Raw genomic sequence first — 20,521 nt, forward strand, 5'->3', positions numbered from 1 at the left:
CGAAGTTTGGAGAGTGTAATGACCGGCTATGCTTAAATTTGGGTTAGGATTGTGCGAGCCATGAATGCCCCACGAATGGCGGTGACTATCTTACTCGCCAGCCTTCTCCGCCAGCACCGTCAGGCCCTTGTCGTTGACCTCGGCAAAGCCGCCTTCGATGCGGATGGTTTCCGGCGCGGCGCCATCGGCTTTGTAGATCGAGAGGTTGCCGTCGCGTACGGTCGACATGAAGGGTGCGTGGCCTTCCAATACGCCGAAGTCGCCCTCTGCGCCGGGGACGACGACCATGTGCACCTCTTCGGACCGCACGAGCTTCTCTGGGGTGACGAGTTCGAAGTGGAGCTTGCTTGCCATGTCATATGTCCGAATTTGCGGGGCTGGTTGGTGGGCTGATATCGTCATGGCCACCACCGTCCAAGTGAAAAAGCAGGATCGTGCAGATCATCCCGCCTATAAAAAATCCGCCCATCCAGAGCACATCCGACCAGAGATCGCGATATCGAACGGTCTGATTGGCGGCAAACTGCATTAGAGCGATCGCAGCAATCGACACGGCGAACGGGGGAAGAAGACCGCGCTTGCCGCGAAGCATCAGGACGTGGCAGCTAAAGTTTACTACCACAAAGGGAAGGGCGATCGCATAAAGCCACCATCCGGTGCTGGGCTGATCGAAGACGGCTGCACCGAGATCGGTAAAAGCCGCGTCGAACAAGCGCCACTGGTCGACCCGATAATGATGAATTTCGATCGCCGAGATCAGGAGAAAATCGGCAATCCCGATCCATAACAGGCGCCTGAGCCATAGCGCGGCGCGCGCATCGTGATGAGATGAGCGCGCCGCCATGGATCCTTACGCTTCTTCAGCGAGCTTCTTGCCCTTTTCGATCGCCTCGTCGATCCCGCCAACCATGTAGAAGGCGCTTTCGGGAAGGTGATCATATTCGCCTTCGACCACCGCCTTGAAGCTCTTGATGGTGTCTTCCAGCTGCACGAACTTGCCGGGGATGTTGGTGAACACCTCGGCCACGTGGAATGGCTGCGACAGGAAGCGCTGGATCTTGCGGGCACGCGCCACGGTCAGCTTATCTTCCTCGGAAAGCTCGTCCATGCCGAGAATGGCGATGATGTCCTGCAGCGACTTGTACTTCTGCAGAGTCTCCTGAACCGCACGCGCCGTGTCATAATGTTCCTGACCGACCACGCGGGGCTCCAGAACGCGGCTGGTCGAATCCAGCGGATCGACCGCGGGATAAATGCCAAGCTCGGAAATCGCGCGGTTGAGGTTGGTGGTCGCGTCCAGATGGGCAAAGGACGTTGCCGGCGCAGGGTCCGTCAAATCGTCGGCAGGCACGTAGACGGCCTGGATCGATGTGATCGAGCCCTTGTTGGTCGACGTGATACGCTCCTGCAGCTGGCCCATGTCCGTCGCGAGTGTCGGCTGATAGCCCACAGCCGAGGGGATACGGCCGAGAAGTGCGGATACTTCTGCACCGGCCTGCGTGAAGCGGAAGATGTTGTCCACGAAGAAGAGGACGTCCTGATTCTCCTGATCGCGGAAATATTCGGCGATCGTCAGGCCGGACAGTGCCACACGGGCGCGGGCGCCCGGCGGTTCGTTCATCTGGCCATAAACCAGCGCCACTTTCGAGCCCTCGGAAATGGCCTCGCCAGCTTCGTTCTTGGCAATAACGCCCGCATCCAGGAACTCGTGATAAAGATCGTTGCCTTCACGGGTACGCTCACCCACGCCCGCGAACACCGAGGTGCCGCCATGGCCCTTGGCGATGTTGTTGATCAGCTCCTGGATCAGCACGGTCTTGCCGACGCCTGCGCCGCCGAACAGGCCGATCTTGCCGCCCTTCGCGTACGGCGCGAGCAGATCGATCACCTTGATGCCGGTGACGAGAATTTCCGATTCCGTCGACTGGTCGACGAACAGCGGAGCTTCGGCGTGAATGGGGTTCGTCTGGGTTGCGCCGATCGGGCCGCGCTCGTCGATCGGTTCGCCGATGACGTTCATGATACGGCCGAGCGTTGCGGGACCTACCGGCATACGGATCTGCGCGCCGGTGTCGGTGACGTTCTGACCGCGGGTCAGGCCGTCGGTGCCGTCCATGGCGATGCAGCGCACGGTGTTCTCACCGAGATGCTGCGCCACTTCGAGCACGAGGCGCTTGCCGTTATTGTCGGTTTCCAGCGCGTTCAGGATGGACGGCAGCGCACTGTCGAACTGTACGTCGACAACGGCGCCGATAACCTGGCTGATGCGACCGACATTGTTGGTCGTGGCGGGTTTTTCCTGGATCTGGGTAGCCATGATCTGTCCTATCTACCTGGCGTTACAGCGCTTCTGCGCCGGAGATGATTTCAACGAGTTCGGTGGTGATCGCGGCCTGACGGCTGCGGTTATACTGGACGGTGAGATCGCCGATAAGCTCACCGGCATTGCGCGTGGCATTGTCCATCGCGGTCATCGATGCGCCCTGTTCCGACGCCATATTTTCCAGCAAGGCGCCGAAAATCTGCGTGGTCAGGTTGCGCGGCAGCAAGTCTTCCAGGATCCCGGCCTCATCGGGTTCATATTCCACCGAAGCCGGCGGTGCGTCACCGGCGGCAGCCGTGGAAAGAGAGGCGGTCTGGTCGATCTTCACCGGGATGATCTGCTGACGGGTCGGTTCCTGCGTCAGCGCGGATTTGAACGTGGAATAGAACAGATGCGCGACATCGAACTTGCCGGCTTCCAGCATGTCGGTGAGGTCATGCGCGATGGCGCGTGCCTCATCGAAACCGGGGGACTTGATGTCGGTCGTGTCGAAATATTTCTCGGTCTGACCGGGGTGGAAGCGATTGATAATGCTCCGCCCCTTGCGCCCGGCCAGATAGAACAGGACGGTCTTGCCCTCGCTCTCCAGCTGGCGGGCAAAGCTGCGCGCTTCCTTCACGATATTGGCGTTGAACGCGCCGGCCAGGCCGCGGTCCGATGTCAGGACCACCAGCATCTGGACCTGATCCTTGCCGGTGCCGGCAAGCAGCTTGGGTGACTTGTCGGTGCGCGTGACCCGCGACGCAAGCGAGGACACCACGGCTTCCATGCGCTGCGCATAGGGCCGGGCCGCTTCGGCAGCGGCCTGCGCCTTGCGCAGCTTTGCCGCGGCGACCATTTGCTTGGCCTTGGTGATCTTCTGGGTCGATTTGACCGAGGAGATCCGCCCTTTCAGTTCTTTAAGAGTGGCCATTACGTCCTACCATTCCGTGCGCGGCTGCCGGGGGCTTCGATGACGGAACCGGTTGTCCGACATCGAGGCCCCATGTCGATCTTCTTAGGAGAAGGACTTGCCGAAAGCTTCCAGCGCGTCCTTCAGCTTCGCCTTCGTCGCATCGCCAAGATCCTTGGTCGAGCGGATTTCGTCCAGCACGTCCTGATGCTCGGCGCGCATGAAGCGCAGCATGGAGTTCTCATAATAGGATACCTGATCCACGGCCACGCTATCGATATAGCCATTAGTGCCCGCAAAGATCACGGCGGTCTGCTCTTCGAACGGCAGCGGGCTGAACTGCGGCTGCTTGAGCAGCTGCGTCAGGCGTGCACCGCGATTGAGCAATTTCTGCGTCGAGGCATCGAGGTCCGAGCCGAACTGCGCAAAGGCTTCCATTTCGCGATACTGGGCAAGCTCCAGCTTGATCGAGCCGGACACCTTCTTCATCGCCTTGGTCTGCGCAGCGCCGCCGACGCGGCTCACCGACAGGCCGACATTGATGGCCGGACGGATGCCCTGATAGAATAGTTCGGTTTCCAGGAAGATCTGGCCGTCGGTGATCGAGATCACGTTGGTCGGGATATAGGCGGACACGTCGCCAGCCTGAGTCTCGATGATCGGCAGGGCGGTCAGCGAACCGGAGCCATTGTCCTCGTTCATCTTGGCCGCACGCTCGAGCAAACGAGAGTGAAGATAGAACACATCGCCCGGATAGGCTTCACGGCCCGGAGGGCGACGAAGGAGCAGCGACATCTGGCGATAGGCCACGGCCTGCTTGGACAGATCGTCATAGACGATCACGGCATGCATGCCATTGTCGCGGAAATATTCGCCCATCGTCACACCGGTATAGGGCGCGAGATACTGCAGCGGCGCGGGCTCGGAAGCGGTCGCGGCGACGACGATGGAATATTCCATCGCGCCATTTTCCTCGAGGCTCTTGACGATCTGCGCGACCGTCGAGCGCTTCTGACCGATGGCGACATAGATGCAGTAGAGCTTCTTGCTCTCGTCATCACCGGCGTTGTTGGTCTTCTGATTGATGAAGGTATCGATCGCCACGGCGGATTTGCCGGTCTGACGATCGCCGATGATCAGCTCGCGCTGGCCACGGCCAACGGGGACGAGCGCGTCAATGGCCTTCAGGCCGGTCTGCACAGGCTCATGCACGGACTTGCGCGGGATGATGCCCGGCGCCTTCTGCTCCACGCGCATGCGCTTTTCGGCCACGATCGGGCCCTTGCCGTCGATCGGATTGCCGAGGCCGTCCACAACGCGGCCGAGCAGGCCCTTGCCGACCGGCACGTCCACGATGGTACCGGTCCGCTTGACCTGATCGCCTTCCTTGATGTTCGTGTCGGCCCCGAAGATCACGACGCCCACATTGTCGGCTTCAAGGTTCAGGGCCATGCCCTGGATGCCGCCCGGAAATTCCACCATTTCGCCGGCCTGCACCTGGTCGAGACCATGTACGCGGGCGATGCCGTCACCGACCGACAGCACGGTGCCGACTTCGGTGACTTCGGCTTCATTGCCAAAATTGGCGATCTGGTCCTTGATGACCTTCGAGATTTCTGCGGCGCGGATGTCCATGAGTTTAGCCTTCAGCCTTTCATCGCACTGGCGAGCGTGTTGAGACGGGTACGGATGCTGTTGTCGATCAGACGGCTGCCGATCTTGACGACCAGCCCGCCGAGAATCGACGGATCGATACGGGATTGAATATTGACGTCACGGCCGACGCGGGTGCGCAGCTGCTTGCGCAGGGCCTCCATCTGCTCGTCCGAGAGGCTGTGCGCACTGACAACCTCGGCGGTTACTTCACCGCGATGGGCGGCGGTCAGCTTGTCGAAATCGCGCGCAACGGCCCCGATCTGGGACAGCCGGCGATTTTCGGAAAGAACGCCGAGGAAATTGCGCGTCAGCGGATCGACACCCAGATGGTCCGCCACGGCGAGCACGGTGCGCTCCGCCTGATGGCGCGACAGCTCGGGGCTGGTCGTGACGGTCTTGAATTCCGGCACCTCGATAAGGGCCTGGCGCAATTTGGCGAGCGACTGCTCCACTGCCTCAAGCTGGCTGCGATCACGCGCCAGCTCGAACAATGCGGTCGCATAGCGTCCGGCAAGGCTGGCCGAAATGCCGCTGGATGTCTCCACGCGAGAATTTTCCTTCCGTTGCAAGAATTTCCGTGGAGGCCCACACAGGCCACCAGGGATCGGGCCAGGGAGCCGACCTTGGCAATCTAGCCGGGCGGTTAGCACCCGATTTTGCCCATTGCAAGGGCAGGGAGGCATATCACGGGGTGACGCAGGGGCATGGACGCGTTCGCCCGGTTCGGTCGCAAGTTTCGGGATGCGCCGGGCGCTGCCCGCCGGCACATTGGCCAGCATGACGCGAGATGATTCGATCCTTGACGACGAAGCCGCATGGGAAGCGGTGCAACGGCGTGACCCGGAGTTCGATGGGCGTTTCGTGACCGGCGTGCACTCGACCGGCATTTATTGCCGGCCGAGCTGCGGCGCTAAGACGCCCGCGCGCAAGAATGTGCGGTTCTATCGAGATGGTGCAGCGGCGCGCGAAGCCGGCCTGCGCCCGTGCAAGCGCTGCACGCCGGACGATGTGGCGCGCGACAGGCAAGCCGTGGCGCTGGTGCTACCCCGGCTGAAGGCGGCGGGAGCGCCGATTGCTCTGGCGGATCTGGCCAGCGGGGTTGGCTATTCGCCCGGCCATTTTCAGCGGATATTCAAACGGCAGGTCGGGCTGTCTCCAGCAGCCTATGGCCGGGCGCTGCGCATGCAGCGTGTCGATGGCGCGCTCGACGGGACGGATAGCGTGACCGGCGCGCTTTATGCGGCGGGGTTCCAGTCCTCTTCGCGCTTTTACGAACAGGCGGAAGGAAGAATGGGCATGGCACCATCGGTATGGAATGACGGCGGCAAGGGCGCGACCTTATATTGGGCGGTGGTGGGGACCAGTCTGGGCGATATGCTGGTCGCCGCGAGTGAGAAGGGCGTTTGCCGCCTCTCCTTCGACGAAGGGGTGGAAGATTTGCGGCGGCGCTTTCCCAAGGCGGACCTCGTCGAGGGCGGCGCGCCGTTCAACTGTTTGCTGCAGCAGGTCATCGATGCGGTCGAGATGCCCGGCGCGGCCTATGCGCATATCCCGCTGGATGTGCGTGGAACGGCGTTTCAGGAGGCCTGCTGGAAAGCCTTGCGCGCCATTCCGCCAGGCGAAACCCGCAGCTATGCAGATATCGCCACGGCGGCGGGCAATGCCAAGGCGGTGCGCGCGGCCGGCGCGGCCAACGCGCGCAATCATGTGGCCGTGCTTATCCCGTGTCACCGCGTCATCCGCAGCGACGGCAGCCTTGGCGGCTATGCCTATGGGCTGGAGATCAAGCGCAGGTTGCTGAAAAAAGAGCGCGGCTAGCTGTCCGGGCGCGCATCCTCCTTGCTGCAATCATAGACCAGCAATTCGTTCGGCTGCGCGGGCAGAACGGCATCGATGGCGCTTTGCATCGCCGCGAGCCTTTGCTGCGCGTCCGGCCCGGCATCGCAGCTCGGCACGTCGAACTGTTGCCGGACAGAGCGCGCCCGCTCCATCGCATCCATCCCCAAAAGATAGCGGGCGACACGATATTCGCCTGCGGCCGGATCGTAACTGTTGCGGGAAACCGTGCTGTCCTGGTTGGGCACGAAGATGCGCGTATAGGCGCTGCCATCGCGGCCATATTGCGTGCGCCCGTTGACGCAGCCGCCCTCCTCATAGCGAAAAGGGATTTCGCTCTCGCCGGACACCGTCACGCGGCTGCGCGCGGCATCGAGGCGGCAGACGAGTGGCCCCGTCAGCTTGGCGGCTTGCCCACTGTCTTGCGGTGCGCTGATCTTGGGCAGCTCTACCCGATCGTCGATATCCGCCATCGAAGGCCGGGCGAAATATACCAGCACAGCGCCCAGTAGCAGCCCTGCGCCTGCCACGCCGCCTGCGATGGCCGGATATTTCTGCCCGCGGGTGAAGAACAGCCCCGCTGCGCCTGCGCCGATCACCGACAGGGCCAGCAAAAGCCCGGCGAGCGCCATGCCATCTTCACGATCGGCGATCACGCCCAGCTCCGCCTTGCGACGCGCCGCCGCCTCGGCCGATGCGCGCATGGCCGCGGCCTGACGTTCTTCCTGGTCGATCCGCGCCCGGGCCTCGGACTGCCGTTGTTGTTCGGCAGCGGTCAGATCGGCGACCGATCGGCACGGCGCGGCGCTGGTGCGAAGTTTGACGCCCGCCTTGCGCAGAAAACCGGTGATCTCGCGGGCCGATACGGCGAAGAAGAATTCCGCATCATTGCCGTCGGAAATCGAGCCAAAGCTGTTGAGACCGATCACCCGCCCGCAGGCATCCACCAGCGGTCCGCCGCTATTGCCCGCTCCGAGCGGGGCGGTGTGCAATATGGTGTCGAACTGCCGGGCCGAGCGCCCACCGGAAATCGATCCGCGCGTTTTAACGGGGGATTGTGGCCGGATAATATCCTCGACCTGCAGACCCTGCGCCCGGTCCACGGTGCTGGGATAGCCGATCGCCACCACATCCATGCCGTCGCTGGCGGGGCCGGTATAGATGGTGTCCGGCGTCACCCGTGCGCCATCGGCAAGCCGGAGCAAGGCAAGATCGTTGGACGGGCTGTACGCGATGATCTGCGCGCCGTAGCTCTTGGCGCCTTCGGATGGGACCACACCGATCATGATCGAGCGATCGCCGCGCGCCGGTTCCACCACATGGGCATTGGTCAGGATGACATCGGGGGCGATCGCCACGCCCGATCCATGGCCGACATAGAAGACCTGGCTGCCGTCCTGCGCCACCAGTACGACGCGCACGACCCCGCGGCTGGCTGCCGCGATATCGCCCGGATCGGCGCTGGCCGCCGATGGCAGGGTCAGCGCGCCGCATAGAAGCGAAAGCAAAACCAACAGATATCGCGTCAATTCAAGGCTCCTTATCGATGTCCTGCCAGTCGTGGCTCGCTGTAGGCAGCTGCCCGCTCCGGCTCAAGCGCAGCAGCGCCTACATGAAGCTGTAGGGATCGACATCCACGGTCACGCGCACGCCGCGCGGCCAGTCGAGCTTGCCGAGCCAGCCACGCAGCGCATCCTGCAGGGGGGCGGACCGGCGGGCATGGACGAGCAGGCGCTGGCGATAGCGACCGCGCAGCATGGCGAGCGGGGCCGGGGCGGGGCCATAGACGATGGCGTCCGCCATTTCCGGCGCGCTGGCCTTGATGATGCGGGCAGTCTCCGCGGCTTCGCTCTGGTCTTCGGACGATATGATGATGGCCGCCAGCCTTCCGAAGGGAGGGGCGCCCGCATGGCGGCGCGCCTCCGTTTCAGCATCGTAGAAAGCATCGCGTTCGCCTGCGACCAGTGCCTCGATTACCGCGTGGCCGGGGCTGCGTGTCTGAACGATGACCTGCCCCGGTTTTTCCGCCCGGCCGGCGCGGCCCGCGACCTGGGCGATCTGCTGGAAGGTGCGTTCGGCGGCGCGCAGGTCCCCGCCTTCCAGTCCAAGATCGGCGTCGATGACGCCGACCAGCGTCAGATTGGGGAAATGATAGCCCTTGGTCACCAGCTGCGTGCCGACGATGATGTCTATCGCGCCGGCTTCCACGCGGGAGACGAACTCGGCGGCATGGGCCGGGTTGGAGATGGTATCCGATGTGGCGACCACGCTGCGTGCCTCGGGGAAGAGCGCCTGCACCTCTTCGCAGATCCGCTCCACGCCGGGGCCACAGGCCACGAGGCTGTCCGCCTCTCCGCATTCGGGGCATTTTTCCGGCAGTTTTTCCAGATGCCCGCAATGGTGGCAGGCCAAACGCCGGGTCAGGCGATGTTCCACCATCCAGCTGGTGCAATTGGGGCATTGAATCCGGTGCCCGCAATGACGGCACAGCGTGAGCGGGGCATAGCCGCGTCGGTTGAGAAACAGCAGCGATTGCTCGCCCCGTTCCAGCCGTTCCTCGATCGCACGCACCAATGTCGGCGCGATCCAGCGGCCGCGTTCCGGCGGGTCCTGCAACAGATCGAGCGACTGGATGTCGGGCATCTGGGCCTTGCCGAAGCGCGAGGGGATGACGAGCTGCTCATAGCGCCCGATCTCCGCCATGTGGCGCGATTCCAGCGCGGGTGTGGCCGATGCCAGAATGACCGGCAGGCTTTCCATCAGGCCGCGCATCACCGCCACATCGCGGGCATGATAGCGCACGCCATCCTCCTGCTTGAAACTGGTCTCATGCGCTTCATCCACGATGATGCAGCCCAGATTGGCATAGGGCAGGAAGAGCGCGGACCGCGCACCGACCACGACTTGCGCGCTGCCATCGGCCACGCCGCGCCAGGTCCGGCGGCGCTGGGTGGAGCGCATGGAACTGTGCCACAAGGCAGGCTCCATCCCGAACCGCGCCTTGAACCGCTTGAGGAAGGCCTGGGTGAGGGCGATTTCCGGTAGCAATACCAGCACCTGCCGGCCGCGCCGCAACGCTTCGGCCACCGCCTCGAAATACACCTCGGTCTTGCCGGACCCGGTGACGCCGTCGAGCAGAATGGGCGAAAAGGCTTCGGCCTCGACAGCCGCGCGCAGGCGTGTGGCGGCTGTGGCCTGCTCTGCGGTCAGATCGACCGGTTGATGCTCCGGATCGAGCGGGATGAACGGCGCGTCTCCGCTCACTTCCACCGCTTCGAACGATCCGGCCTTGATCAGGCCGCGGATCACCGCGTCGGTCACACCGGCCTTGGCCGCCAGTTCGCGCACGAGACCCTGCTCCCCGTCCAGCTTTTCCAGCGCCAGTTCGCGCTGGGCGGTCATGCGGGGCGGGGCGGTGCCGGTATGGCGATATTCGATGATGGTTCCGCCGGGCCCGAGCGCGGACGAACTGGGCAATATCATGCGCATCACGGCGGCCAGCGGGGCCAGATAATAGTCCGCGGTCCATTCCGCCAGGCGGCGCAGTTCCGGGCGGATCGGAGGCGTGTCGACCACGGCCAGGATATTGCGCAGGCGGTTGTCGCCCACCTCCTCGACCTGGAACTTCTCTTCTTCCCAGACCACGCCCATCAGCTTGCGCGGACCCAGCGGCACTTCGACGATCGAGCCATGCTGAGCGGTCATGCCGTGGGGCACGCGGTAATCGAGCGGACCGACGGCGGCGGTGCGCAGCAGAACGCGGGCGCGGTTCATGCGCGCGATTTCCGGCGCGCTGCGGGTGCGCTCAAGCCGGCGAGCTGCGCCGGAAGTTCGCAAGAGTCGCTATACGGTCCCGATAGATTTCGGCCTTCAAAAGAAAGGCGGTCAATCGATGCGGAGAATGGGTGGTGTGATGGGTGATAGGCCACGCGCTGCATATAGGCCGCGCGGCCCGCATAGGACAGGGCTGTCCCGAAAATTCGTTACGGAACCGTACGGCAAGCGGGGTGTTTCAGGCCTGTTACGCAATTACAGACCGACCGGAGTAATCTGATGATCACCATGAAAAAAGCTCTTCTTCCCGCTGCTGTGCTGATGGCCATGCCGCTTGCTGGCTGCGCCGATAATTACCTTGCCGAAGGCGCGGGCGCCGGTGGCCTGCTGGGCGCAGGCGTTGCCGCCGCCACGGGCGGCGATCTTGCCACAGGTGCCGCCGTTGGTGCCGCTGCCGGCGCTGCTGCCGGCTATTTCATCGATAAGAATGATGGCTGCGATGGCTATGACAGCCGTGGTCGTCTGGACGATGATTGCTATGGCACGCGCGGCTATCCGGCGCGTCGCCCCTACTGATCGGGCGATCATTTGATCGAAAAGAAGGGCGTGCCGTGCGATCGGCGCGCCCTTCTTTTTTGGGTAGTTCAGCGAAGCCGGGAGGGCCGCGGCGTTATTGAGGCCGAAACGGCAACACCCCGTCATATTGCGCTAGCGGTGGCGCGCCGGGCACCTTGGCGCCTGCGCGCAGCAGAAAGATATGCCGCACGATCTCAGCCTGCTGCTCCAGCCCGTACTGCTCCAGCCGCCAGCCCGGCTTCAGGCTATAATCATAACGGCAAAAGGGGTGGCGCTTCAGCGGCAGGAAGATGCCCTTCTGATACTGCCAGACATGCGTCATTTCATGGATGAACAGGCCCTGCCGGTGCAGCGGGCTTTCACAGAAATCGCCGCAGAACAGATCGTCCTTCGGATGGAACCAGAGATGCCCATCGGGCGCCATGGTGACCCGTTTCGGCTGAAACGGAAACCATTTGCGGTGGTGCACGCGCACCCGTGCATAGTCGATCGCATGGCCGAAGATGCCGGCGCACATGGCTTGCTCCCCCGATGTCAGGGGGCGGCCGGATGGATGGGCACCGAACAAGATGTCAGTCGGTCTGTGCCGGCGCGTCGGACGGCATGGCCGTGGTCGGTACGGAGCTGGGGGCCGGCGTTCCGATCAGCGCCGCCCTGTTCGCGTTGCCCATTTTCATATTCCCCATATCGCCATCATCGGCAGCGCCGCCCATCGGCTGGATCGGCGCGGTGACAGCAATTCGCTCGCCATTGCCGAAAACAAAAACGAGGTCGATCTCGTTCAGTCGGCGTGCGGGCAGGTTGATCCCATACAGCATCACATGCTTGCCGCCGGGGCCGAAGCTGACATCTTCCTTCGCCGGCACCGCCACGCGCAGAAGCGGCTCCATGCGGCTGACATTCGTCTGCGGATCGCGCACGGTTTCATGCATCGCCACGCGCACGGCGGACGGGCTCAGCACATCTTCCAGCGTGGTCGGTTCCGGCCCGCCCTGAATGGTGAAGTAGAGCGCGGAGGGATTGCTCTCCACCGGATTGAGTTTCACCACCGCCTCGTTCACCGCCAGCACCGGGCCCTGACCGCAGGAAGCCAGGCCGATCGCGGCGGCCAAAGGCAGCAACGGAGCGAAAAAATATCGAGAGGTCATGGAATTCCCTTAGGGTTTGCAAGCTTTTCCGCGGGCGACGGTGGAACTGCAGCCTAATCCTCCGCCCGTCTTGTGCCAAGCAAATTGGCACCTATATCGCGTTCCAGAGCAGATTGGTTCGATGCCGTAACGGGTCGGGCCAGCTTCCTACCACTGTCGAATATTTCGAGGGACAAAGATGGCAAAAGTAATCGGTATTGATCTGGGCACGACGAATAGCTGCGTTGCTGTTATGGACGGCGGCAAGCCCAAGGTTATCGAAAACGCGGAAGGCGCGCGGACCACGCCGTCGATCGTGGCGTTCGCAAAGGACAATGAGCGCCTTGTCGGCCAGCCGGCCAAGCGCCAGGCGGTCACCAATCCGGACAAGACCCTGTTCGCAATCAAGCGGCTCATCGGCCGCCGGTTCGACGATCCGACCACGAAGAAGGACATCGAGCTCGTTCCTTATAACATCGTCAAGGGCCAGAATGGCGACGCATGGGTTGAAGCGAGCGGCGAAAAATACAGCCCTTCCCAGATTTCCGCCTTCATCCTGCAGAAGATGAAGGAAACCGCCGAGAGCTATCTTGGCGAAACCGTGACGCAGGCCGTGATCACCGTGCCGGCCTATTTCAACGATGCCCAGCGTCAGGCAACCAAGGACGCCGGCAAGATCGCGGGTCTGGAAGTGCTGCGCATCATCAACGAGCCGACGGCGGCTGCGCTGGCCTATGGCCTCGACAAGGAAGAGAACAAGACCATTGCGGTCTATGACCTTGGTGGCGGTACGTTCGATATCTCCATCCTGGAAGTCGGCGATGGCGTGTTCGAGGTGAAATCCACCAATGGCGACACCTTCCTCGGCGGTGAGGATTTCGACTCCAAGGTGGTCGAATATCTCGCGGACGAGTTCAAAAAGGCCGAAGGCATCGATCTGAAGGGCGACAAGCTGGCCCTGCAGCGTCTGAAGGAAGCCGCTGAAAAGGCGAAGATCGAGCTGTCCAGCGCGCAGACCACGGAAGTGAATCTGCCCTTCATCACCGCAGACCAGAACGGTCCGAAGCATCTGGTGAAGACGATCACCCGCGCCGATCTGGAAAAGATGGTCGATGCGCTGATCCAGCGCACGCTGGAGCCTTGCAAGAAGGCGCTCAAGGATGCCGGCCTCGACAAGGGCGGGATCGATGAGATCGTGATGGTCGGCGGCATGACGCGCATGCCCAAGGTGCGCAAGGTGGTCGAGGATTTCTTCGGTAAGGAAAGCCACACCGGCGTGAACCCCGATGAAGTCGTTGCCATGGGCGCGGCCATTCAGGCAGGCGTTCTGCAGGGCGACGTCAAGGACGTGCTGCTGCTGGATGTGACGCCGCTGAGCCTCGGCATCGAGACGCTGGGCGGGGTGTTCACTCGCATGATCGATCGCAACACGACGATCCCGACCAAGAAGAGCCAAGTCTATTCCACCGCCGATGACAATCAGAACGCGGTCACGATCCGGGTCTTCCAGGGCGAGCGTGAGATGGCCGCCGACAACAAGATGCTCGGCAATTTCGATCTGGTCGGCATCCCGCCGGCCCCGCGCGGCGTGCCGCAGATCGAGGTGACGTTCGATATCGATGCCAACGGCATCGTGAACGTGTCGGCCAAGGACAAGGGCACCGGCAAGGAGCAGCAGATCAAGATCCAGGCATCGGGTGGTCTGTCCGATGCGGATATCGATCAGATGGTGCAGGACGCCGAGAAGTTTGCCGAGGAAGACAAGGAACGCCGTGCCGGCGCCGAGGCGAAGAACAACGCCGAGAGCCTTGTGCACTCGACCGAACAACAGCTCAGCGAGCATGGCGACAAGATCGACGCCGGTCTGAAGACCGAAATCGAGACCGCTCTGGCCGAGACCAAGACGGCGATCGAAGGCGGCGATGCGGAAGCGATGAAGACCAAGTCCGAAGCGCTGGCGCAGGTTGCGATGAAGATGGGTCAGGCGATCTACGAGAAGCAGCAGGCCGAGGGCGGTGACGCCGATGCGGGCGCTGCGACCGGCGATGCGGCTGGCGGAGACGACGATGTGGTCGACGCCGAGTTCTCCGAGGTCGATGAAGACACCAAGGGCTGAGCCCACATCGCATGACGACACATCGTAGCTCCGGGCCTTTCTGGGTAGGGATCTCCTCTGCGGGACCTGCCCAGGCGGGGTCGGAGCTACGACATTTTGAATATACGAGAAGGGTTGGGGCCGCTTTATGACCACCGCCGTCAATTATTACGAACAGCTCGGCGTCTCGAAGACCGCCGACGGCGCGACCATCAAGTCCGCCTATCGCAAGCTTGCCATGCAGCATCATCCGGATCGCAATCCCGGCGATGCCTCGGCCGAAGCACGGTTCAAGGCCTGCGGCGAAGCCTATGAATGCCTGAAAGACCCGCAGAAGCGCGCGGCTTACGACCAATATGGTCATGAGGCCTATACCAATGCCGCGCAGGGCGGCGGTGGCCGCGGCGGGGCCGGTGCGCAGGGCTTCGGCGATTTTGCCGATATCTTCGAAAGCATGTTCGGTGATGCCTTTGGCGGCGGCGGCAGCGCCCGCCGGCGCGGGCCGAGCCGCGGCGCGGATTTGCGCTACGATATCGAGATTACGCTGGAAGATGCCTATCATGGCAAGGACAGCGAGATCGAAATCGAGGTGTCCGAACATTGCGACGATTGCTCCGGCACCGGCGCGCAGCCGGGAACCGAGATGCGCGGCTGCCAGATGTGCAACGGGCACGGCAAGGTGCGCGCGCAGCAGGGTTTCTTCGTGGTCGAGCGGACCTGCCCGACCTGTCAGGGCCGGGGTCAGGTGATCGAAACGCCGTGCCGCAGCTGCCGTGGTGAGGGCCGGGTGGACAAGGCCAAGACGCTCGATGTCAGCATTCCGCCGGGTGTCGACAATGGCACGCGCATTCGCCTGTCCGGCAAGGGCGAGGCGGGGCCGAATGGCGCGGCGCATGGCGATCTATATATTTTCGTGCATGTGCGTGAACATGCGCTGTTCCAGCGTGAGGGCACCACCCTGTTTGCCCGCGTGCCGGTGAGCTTCACTACCGCGGCGCTGGGCGGGTCCATCGACCTACCGGGGCTGGATGGCGAAGAGCACAGCATTCGCATCCCCGATGGCATCCAGTCCGGCAAGCAACTGCGCAAGCGCGGCGCCGGCATGCCCGTGCTGCAGGGGCGCGGGCATGGCGATCTGGTGGTGGAGATCGCCGTCGAGACGCCGACCAAGCTGTCTTCCCGGCAGAAAGAAATCTTGCGCGAATTCCGCGAGACCGAGACCGGTGACGAATGCCCTGAAGCCCAGGGTTTCTTTGGCAAGATCAAGACGATGTTCGCAGAATAGGGCAGAGCGCATATTTGCCCCGGTAGGGGGCGGGCATGGGCTCAGCCGATCGCGGCGACTTCTTCTCTAAGGGTACGGATGAGCGGCTGGACGCGTTTCAGCCGCTCTTCTTCCTCATCCAGCACGGCGGTAAAGGCGCGCTTCTTGAACGCCACGATGTCCTCCGGCGGCGGCTGTTGGCCTGACGGCAGGGAAGAGAGCATGATGTCGATCATCCGCTCGGCACTGTCCAGCCGCCCCCACAGATAGTCATTCTCGCGATAGGCGCGGCTGAAAAATGCCCCGAACAGATTGAATTCGATGCCTTTCAGCTTGGCGACCGTGCCGCCCGTGCGCAGCGTGCGCGCATCGTCCGGGGCGATCCGGTCCACCTTGATCGGGTCGAACTCGCCCACACCCTCGCCCTCCAGCAAGGGCAGCGTGGCGATATCGAGCAGCGGAAAGCCGAGATAGGCGAGCAGCATGCTGCGCTGCGCCTCGGGCGGCAGTTTCTCGAACCCGCGGATCAGCAGAGTCTCGGCCTCGCCGTCCACCGCCATCAGGCCGCGCCGCTTGGCCATCTCGTCGAGCAGCTTGCCCGGTTCCTCCACCGCCAGCTGCGCGACTTGGGCAAAATCATCCCCGAGAAAATCGCCGGTTTCACGCTCCAGGTATAGCGCCAGGGCATCGAAGATGGCCGTTTCCATCGCGTCCAGTGCATCGCGGCCGGCCAGATCACGCATCTCCAGCTCATCGCTGAAATGTCGCGCCAGATAGCGGATGCGGCGGATGCGGAAGCGCAGATCATGCGCGCGGAAAAAGGCGATCGCCGCCGGATTGGCGTTGAGCTTTTTGGCATCTGCCATCTGCCCGAGGCCCTGGCCGTCAAGATAGCGGCTGAGCGTGCGCCGCACTTCGGAGAAGAAGTTCAGCTCCATGTCCGGACAGGCGCGCCGCAGCGTGGCGACAATATCATCGATAATGCCGTTGAGTTTCAGATAGCCATAGGCCGCATAGCTATAGCCGGCGGCATCGGCGGCCTGCTGCTGCGCGCGGTCCCGCCAGCTGGCCAGGCGGCGGGGCGTGGGGCGCGACAGGAAAAAGGTGCGCTCGAACATCGCCTGCACGGTGCGTTCGGTATCGGCGCGCAGGCTGCGGGTGATTTCGCGCATCCGTTCGATGCGTTCGGACCGGCGCTCGATCGCTTCCAGACTGTCGCGGATCGGCTGTTCGCGCGGGATGCTGGAGCTGGCACCGAGGATGGTGGTGAACCAGCCGGGCACGCCGATGCGCTGGGCCTCCTTCTCCTCGTTTCGCACTTCGCCATTCAGATACACATCGGGGATCGGATCGATATAGACGAAGCGACGGTCCACCTCGCGCCGTGCCGGGCGGTTGCGCAATGCGCTCGCCGCCTGCGAAAAAGGGGCGTTGGCCAGCACCGATCCGTCGATCAGCGGCGTATCCTCCGCCCGGCCCGCCGCGAACTGTTTGGGCAGGATGCGCTCCAGAAACGCGTCACGCCGATCCCACTCGATCCCACGTTCGGCCAGCACATCGTCCAGCTCGCGGACGGTGAACGGCGGGAAGGCACCGGGGAAACTGGCCGTGGCCCGCGCGGCGAAAATCAGTTCTGCCGATGGCCCCAGCGAGTGCTCCCGGTCCTTGCGCGTGTCGAAGGAGATGGTCAGACGATGCTCGGTCTCCGTCACCTGATCGGGACTGTTGATCTTCAGTCTTTCACGATGCCCGTAGAAATCGGTCATCGTGACAAACAGATCGAGCGGTTGGCGTGCCGGCAGCAGCCGCGGACCCACGGGGCCCGCATTCATCGCCTCGCACGCATCGAACAGCAGCCGGGTGAACTCATGGCCACCAAAAGGCGGCGCAAACCAGCGTGCGCGCACGAAGCGGGACAGTTTGCCCGATATCTCCTCGCGCGCTTCGGCAGACACCGTCTTCTCGATCGCCACCGCTTTTTTGCGCAGCAGCGCCCAGGCGACGGGTTCCGCCCAGATCTTGCTGAACCGGTTTACGGGCCGTGCATCCTCGGACAACAGCTTGTCGACATCCGCCACTTCCAGCCACATGTCGGTCAGCGGGTCGAGCGAGCGCCCGGTGACGATGGCCTCGGCAAAGAAGATGCCGTTGATGCCGCCCGCGCTGGAGCCGGCCACGATATCGCTGACCACCCGCAGCCGCAGCTCAGCCTTGTCTTCTATCCAGTGCAGCAGATCGAGATACACCTGCTCGGTGCCCGGGGCCTCCTTCTCGCCATCGGCATGGGCGCGGCTGGCGCGCAGCAACCGCCAGACCTCTTTCAATGTGCCATGCATGTAGATCGCCAGGCTGACTCCGCCATAGCAGATCATGGCCAGCCGAAGTTCCTTTTCCCGCATGGGTTAAGGCTTAGGCAAAGGCGGCGGGAGGGGCAAGCGTGCGGGGGCGGTATGCGCATCGCACGAAGTTGAAGGGAGACGCTATCCTATGTGCCGTGCTCCCCAAAAGGACTGGCGTTCTCTATCCGTTCTCGCTATCTCAAAGCGATGGCCAAACCGAAAAAACGCTATGTCTGCCAGGCCTGTGGGTCGGTATCCCCGCGCTGGCAGGGGCAATGCGGCGATTGCAAGGAATGGAACAGCCTGGTCGAGGATGCGGGCGAAACCGTGTTCGCGCAAAAGCATGATCTGCAGCGCGGGGGCCGCTCGATCGATCTGTCTCCACTCGATAGCGAAGTGCCATTGCCGCCGCGCCGGTCCACCGGCATTGCCGAGTTCGATCTGGCGCTGGGCGGCGGGATCGTGGCGGGATCGGCCATCCTTCTGGGCGGCGATCCGGGCATCGGCAAGTCCACGCTGCTGCTGCAGGCGGCGGCCAAGCTGGCGCATGAGGGGCTGTCGGTCGTCTATATTTCGGGTGAGGAAGCGTCCGATCAGGTGCGGCTGAGGGCGCGCAGGCTGGGGCTCGGCAAGGCGCCGGTGCAGCTCGCGTCGGCCACATCCGTGCGCGATATTCTGACGACCTTGGGGGAGGGCGAGCCCCCCGCGCTGCTCATCATCGATTCGATCCAGACCATGCATTCGGATCTGATCGAAGGCGCGCCGGGCACCGTCAGCCAGGTCCGCGCCAGCGCGCAGGAGCTGATCCGCTTTGCCAAATTGCGCGGTACGGCGATGTTTCTGGTCGGCCATGTCACGAAGGACGGCAATATCGCCGGGCCGCGCGTGCTCGAGCATATGGTCGATTGCGTGCTGAGCTTCGAGGGCGAGCGCAGCCATCAATATCGCATCCTACGCGCGATCAAGAACCGCTTCGGCGGCACCGACGAGATCGGTGTGTTCGCGATGGAAGAGGAAGGGTTGAGCGAGGTCAGTAATCCGTCTGCGCTGTTTCTGACGGACCGCAGCGAGGCGCTGACCGGGGCCACGGTATTTCCGGCGCTGGAGGGCACGCGGCCCGTTCTGGTGGAGATCCAGGCGCTGACGGTGCGGCTGTCCAGCGGGGCCACGCCGCGCCGCTCGGTCGTCGGCTGGGACAGTGGGCGGCTGGCGATGATCCTGGCGGTGCTGGAGGCGCGCTGCGGCCTGAGTTTCTCCACGGCGGAAGTCTATCTGAACATTGCGGGCGGCTATCGCATTTCCGATCCGGCGGCCGATCTGGCGGTGGCGGCGGCGCTGGTTTCGGCGCTGTCCGAGCGGCCTTTGCCGGGCGGTGCGGTGCTGTTCGGCGAAGTATCGCTGTCCGGCGAAATCCGCCCCGTCGCGCATGGTGCGCTGCGGCTGCGCGAGGCCAAGAAGCTGGGCTTCGATGAAGCGATGGTGCCGTCTTCTCTCAAGGAGAAGGGCGACGGGCTGAAGCTCACCAGCTTCGCCACGCTCGGCAAGCTGGTGGAGCATATGCTGGGCGGGGCGGACTGACGCGCTTTGAAATTTGCGCGCGCATTGTCGCGCGCCCGCTTCCCCCACAGGCAAAACTCCCCTAATCGGCTGCGCATGACGGCCTTCGATATCATTGTTCTGGCGCTGCTCGGCGGCGGCGCGGTCATGGGCTTCATGCGCGGCTTCGTGCAGGAGGTGCTGTCGCTGATCGCTTGGGTGCTGATCGTCTTTGCCGTGCGCTTTGGCCATGCGCCGTTGACCGAATTTCTGATCGAGCCGATCGGCACGCGGGCGGGGGCCGCCACGCTGGCCTTTGTGGCGATTGTGATCGTGATCTATGCGGGCGGGAAGGCGATATCCCGGTCCATCGGATCGCGGATGCGCAAATCGGTTCTGGGCCCGGTGGACCGTGTGTTGGGCTTCGGCTTCGGCGCGGTGAAGGGCCTGATTCTCGCCGCGCTGCTGTTCCTTTTCCTGCTGTTCCTGTTCGAGACCATGATGGGCGAGGGCGCGGCGCGGCCGGAATGGCTGACCGATTCGCGCACCTATCCGCTGATGAACGCAACCGGCGAGGCTCTCAGCGAATTTCTGCCAAGGCCCGATGAATCCGCCGATGCCGAGGAGTCTGCCGCATGAGCGCGGCCACGCTGTACAACCGCGATATTCTGCGGCTCGCGGCCTCGCTGGAGCATGGCGCCGCCTTGCCGCCGCCCGCCGGGTATGCGGAGCGGCGGTCCGCCACCTGCGGCAGCCGGGTAACCCTGTGGGTGCGCCGGGCCGGGGACGCACGGATCGCCGATATCAGTGCAGACATTGCCTCCTGCGCTCTGGGCCAGGCATCCGCCGCCATCCTGCTGCGCGAAGCCGTGGGATTGTCAGAAGAAACTGTTGGCGCGGCGCGCGATCGCATGACGGACTATCTGCGAGGTATCGATAACGTGCCTCCGTTCGACGATGCCGCGTTATTCGGTCCGGCACGGGAATATCCCGCGCGGTATCCCGCTATTCTGCTGCCTTATGATACGCTGCTTGCCGCGCTGGCAGACGAGCGCGCATCTGTATCCTCCGGTGAAAGGACCGCCCCGTGAACGAGGTGCATG

The 20,521-nt window shown here is 63.4% G+C and carries 18 protein-coding genes; 7 read left to right on the top strand and 11 right to left on the bottom strand.

Annotated elements, in window-relative coordinates; all coding sequences use genetic code 11:
- Positions 1-90: 90 nt before the first annotated feature.
- The 6 genes from G410_RS0102415 to G410_RS0102440 form a co-directional block, all read right to left on the bottom strand.
- On the bottom strand, positions 91-354 hold the full coding sequence (locus G410_RS0102415) for an ATP synthase F1 subunit epsilon (RefSeq protein WP_022672069.1): 264 nt from the start codon (positions 352-354) through the stop codon (positions 91-93).
- Between the two features lies 1 nt (position 355).
- On the bottom strand, positions 356-844 hold the full coding sequence (locus tag G410_RS15280; RefSeq protein WP_022672070.1) for a hypothetical protein: 489 nt from the start codon (positions 842-844) through the stop codon (positions 356-358).
- A gap of 6 nt (positions 845-850) precedes the next feature.
- Positions 851-2,317 (bottom strand): F0F1 ATP synthase subunit beta, encoded by a 1,467-nt coding sequence (gene atpD, locus G410_RS0102425; RefSeq protein WP_022672071.1) that lies wholly within the window; start codon positions 2,315-2,317, stop codon positions 851-853.
- 22 nt (positions 2,318-2,339) lie between these two features.
- Positions 2,340-3,236: a F0F1 ATP synthase subunit gamma gene (locus G410_RS0102430; protein ID WP_022672072.1), complete on the bottom strand. Its 897-nt coding sequence runs from the start codon at positions 3,234-3,236 to the stop codon at positions 2,340-2,342.
- Between the two features lie 84 nt (positions 3,237-3,320).
- Positions 3,321-4,850, bottom strand: a complete 1,530-nt coding sequence (gene atpA / locus G410_RS0102435; protein ID WP_022672073.1) for a F0F1 ATP synthase subunit alpha — start codon at positions 4,848-4,850, stop codon at positions 3,321-3,323.
- An 11-nt stretch (positions 4,851-4,861) separates the two neighbouring features.
- Positions 4,862-5,416 (bottom strand): F0F1 ATP synthase subunit delta, encoded by a 555-nt coding sequence (locus G410_RS0102440; protein ID WP_022672074.1) that lies wholly within the window; start codon positions 5,414-5,416, stop codon positions 4,862-4,864.
- 232 nt (positions 5,417-5,648) lie between these two features.
- On the opposite strand from G410_RS0102440, the gene G410_RS0102445 reads away from it, so the two are divergent.
- The gene (locus tag G410_RS0102445) at positions 5,649-6,689 is read left to right on the top strand and encodes a bifunctional transcriptional activator/DNA repair enzyme AdaA (RefSeq protein ID WP_028970970.1); all 1,041 of its coding nucleotides are present in this window, start codon (positions 5,649-5,651) and stop codon (positions 6,687-6,689) included.
- Here G410_RS0102445 and G410_RS0102450 read toward each other — a convergent pair.
- A complete protein-coding gene (locus G410_RS0102450; RefSeq protein ID WP_022672076.1) occupies positions 6,686-8,236 on the bottom strand; it encodes a S1C family serine protease in 1,551 nt (516 codons plus the stop codon). The two genes, G410_RS0102445 and G410_RS0102450, sit on opposite strands and share 4 nt — an antisense overlap.
- Before the next feature lie 79 nt (positions 8,237-8,315).
- Positions 8,316-10,481 carry a primosomal protein N' gene (locus G410_RS0102455; protein ID WP_022672077.1) on the bottom strand — a complete coding sequence of 722 codons (2,166 nt, stop codon included), beginning with the start codon at positions 10,479-10,481 and terminating at the stop codon, positions 8,316-8,318.
- A gap of 279 nt (positions 10,482-10,760) precedes the next feature.
- Between G410_RS0102455 and G410_RS0102460 the strand changes: the two genes are divergently transcribed.
- A complete protein-coding gene (locus G410_RS0102460; protein WP_022672078.1) occupies positions 10,761-11,057 on the top strand; it encodes a glycine zipper domain-containing protein in 297 nt (98 codons plus the stop codon).
- 94 nt (positions 11,058-11,151) lie between these two features.
- Here G410_RS0102460 and G410_RS0102465 read toward each other — a convergent pair whose 3' ends face one another.
- Positions 11,152-11,574: a hypothetical protein gene (locus tag G410_RS0102465; RefSeq protein ID WP_051137169.1), complete on the bottom strand. Its 423-nt coding sequence runs from the start codon at positions 11,572-11,574 to the stop codon at positions 11,152-11,154.
- 55 nt (positions 11,575-11,629) lie between these two features.
- Entirely contained in the window at positions 11,630-12,205 is a 576-nt protein-coding gene (locus G410_RS15285; RefSeq protein WP_022672080.1) for a copper chaperone PCu(A)C, read from the bottom strand.
- A 178-nt stretch (positions 12,206-12,383) separates the two neighbouring features.
- Here G410_RS15285 and dnaK point away from each other — a divergent pair, with 178 nt between their 5' ends.
- Together dnaK and dnaJ are read left to right on the top strand one after the other, a co-directional pair.
- Positions 12,384-14,300: a molecular chaperone DnaK gene (gene dnaK, locus G410_RS0102475; protein ID WP_022672081.1), complete on the top strand. Its 1,917-nt coding sequence runs from the start codon at positions 12,384-12,386 to the stop codon at positions 14,298-14,300.
- 127 nt (positions 14,301-14,427) lie between these two features.
- The gene (dnaJ, locus tag G410_RS0102480) at positions 14,428-15,564 is read left to right on the top strand and encodes a molecular chaperone DnaJ (protein WP_022672082.1); all 1,137 of its coding nucleotides are present in this window, start codon (positions 14,428-14,430) and stop codon (positions 15,562-15,564) included.
- 41 nt (positions 15,565-15,605) lie between these two features.
- On the opposite strand, the gene G410_RS0102485 is transcribed toward dnaJ, so the two are convergent.
- Positions 15,606-17,942 carry a patatin-like protein gene (locus G410_RS0102485; RefSeq protein ID WP_022672083.1) on the bottom strand — a complete coding sequence of 779 codons (2,337 nt, stop codon included), beginning with the start codon at positions 17,940-17,942 and terminating at the stop codon, positions 15,606-15,608.
- 147 nt (positions 17,943-18,089) lie between these two features.
- Between G410_RS0102485 and radA the strand changes: the two genes are divergently transcribed.
- From radA to G410_RS15290, 3 genes are all read left to right on the top strand, one after another.
- Positions 18,090-19,460, top strand: a complete 1,371-nt coding sequence (radA, locus tag G410_RS0102490) for a DNA repair protein RadA (protein ID WP_022672084.1) — start codon at positions 18,090-18,092, stop codon at positions 19,458-19,460.
- Between the two features lie 75 nt (positions 19,461-19,535).
- Entirely contained in the window at positions 19,536-20,057 is a 522-nt protein-coding gene (locus tag G410_RS0102495) for a CvpA family protein (RefSeq protein WP_022672085.1), read from the top strand.
- On the top strand, positions 20,054-20,509 hold the full coding sequence (locus tag G410_RS15290; RefSeq protein ID WP_022672086.1) for an iron-sulfur cluster assembly scaffold protein: 456 nt from the start codon (positions 20,054-20,056) through the stop codon (positions 20,507-20,509). Before G410_RS0102495 ends, G410_RS15290 begins: the two co-directional genes overlap by 4 nt.
- Positions 20,510-20,521 lie beyond the last annotated feature (12 nt).

Source organism: Novosphingopyxis baekryungensis DSM 16222 (genome assembly GCF_000420305.1).
In the GTDB taxonomy this organism is placed as follows: Bacteria; Pseudomonadota; Alphaproteobacteria; order Sphingomonadales; family Sphingomonadaceae; genus Novosphingopyxis; species Novosphingopyxis baekryungensis.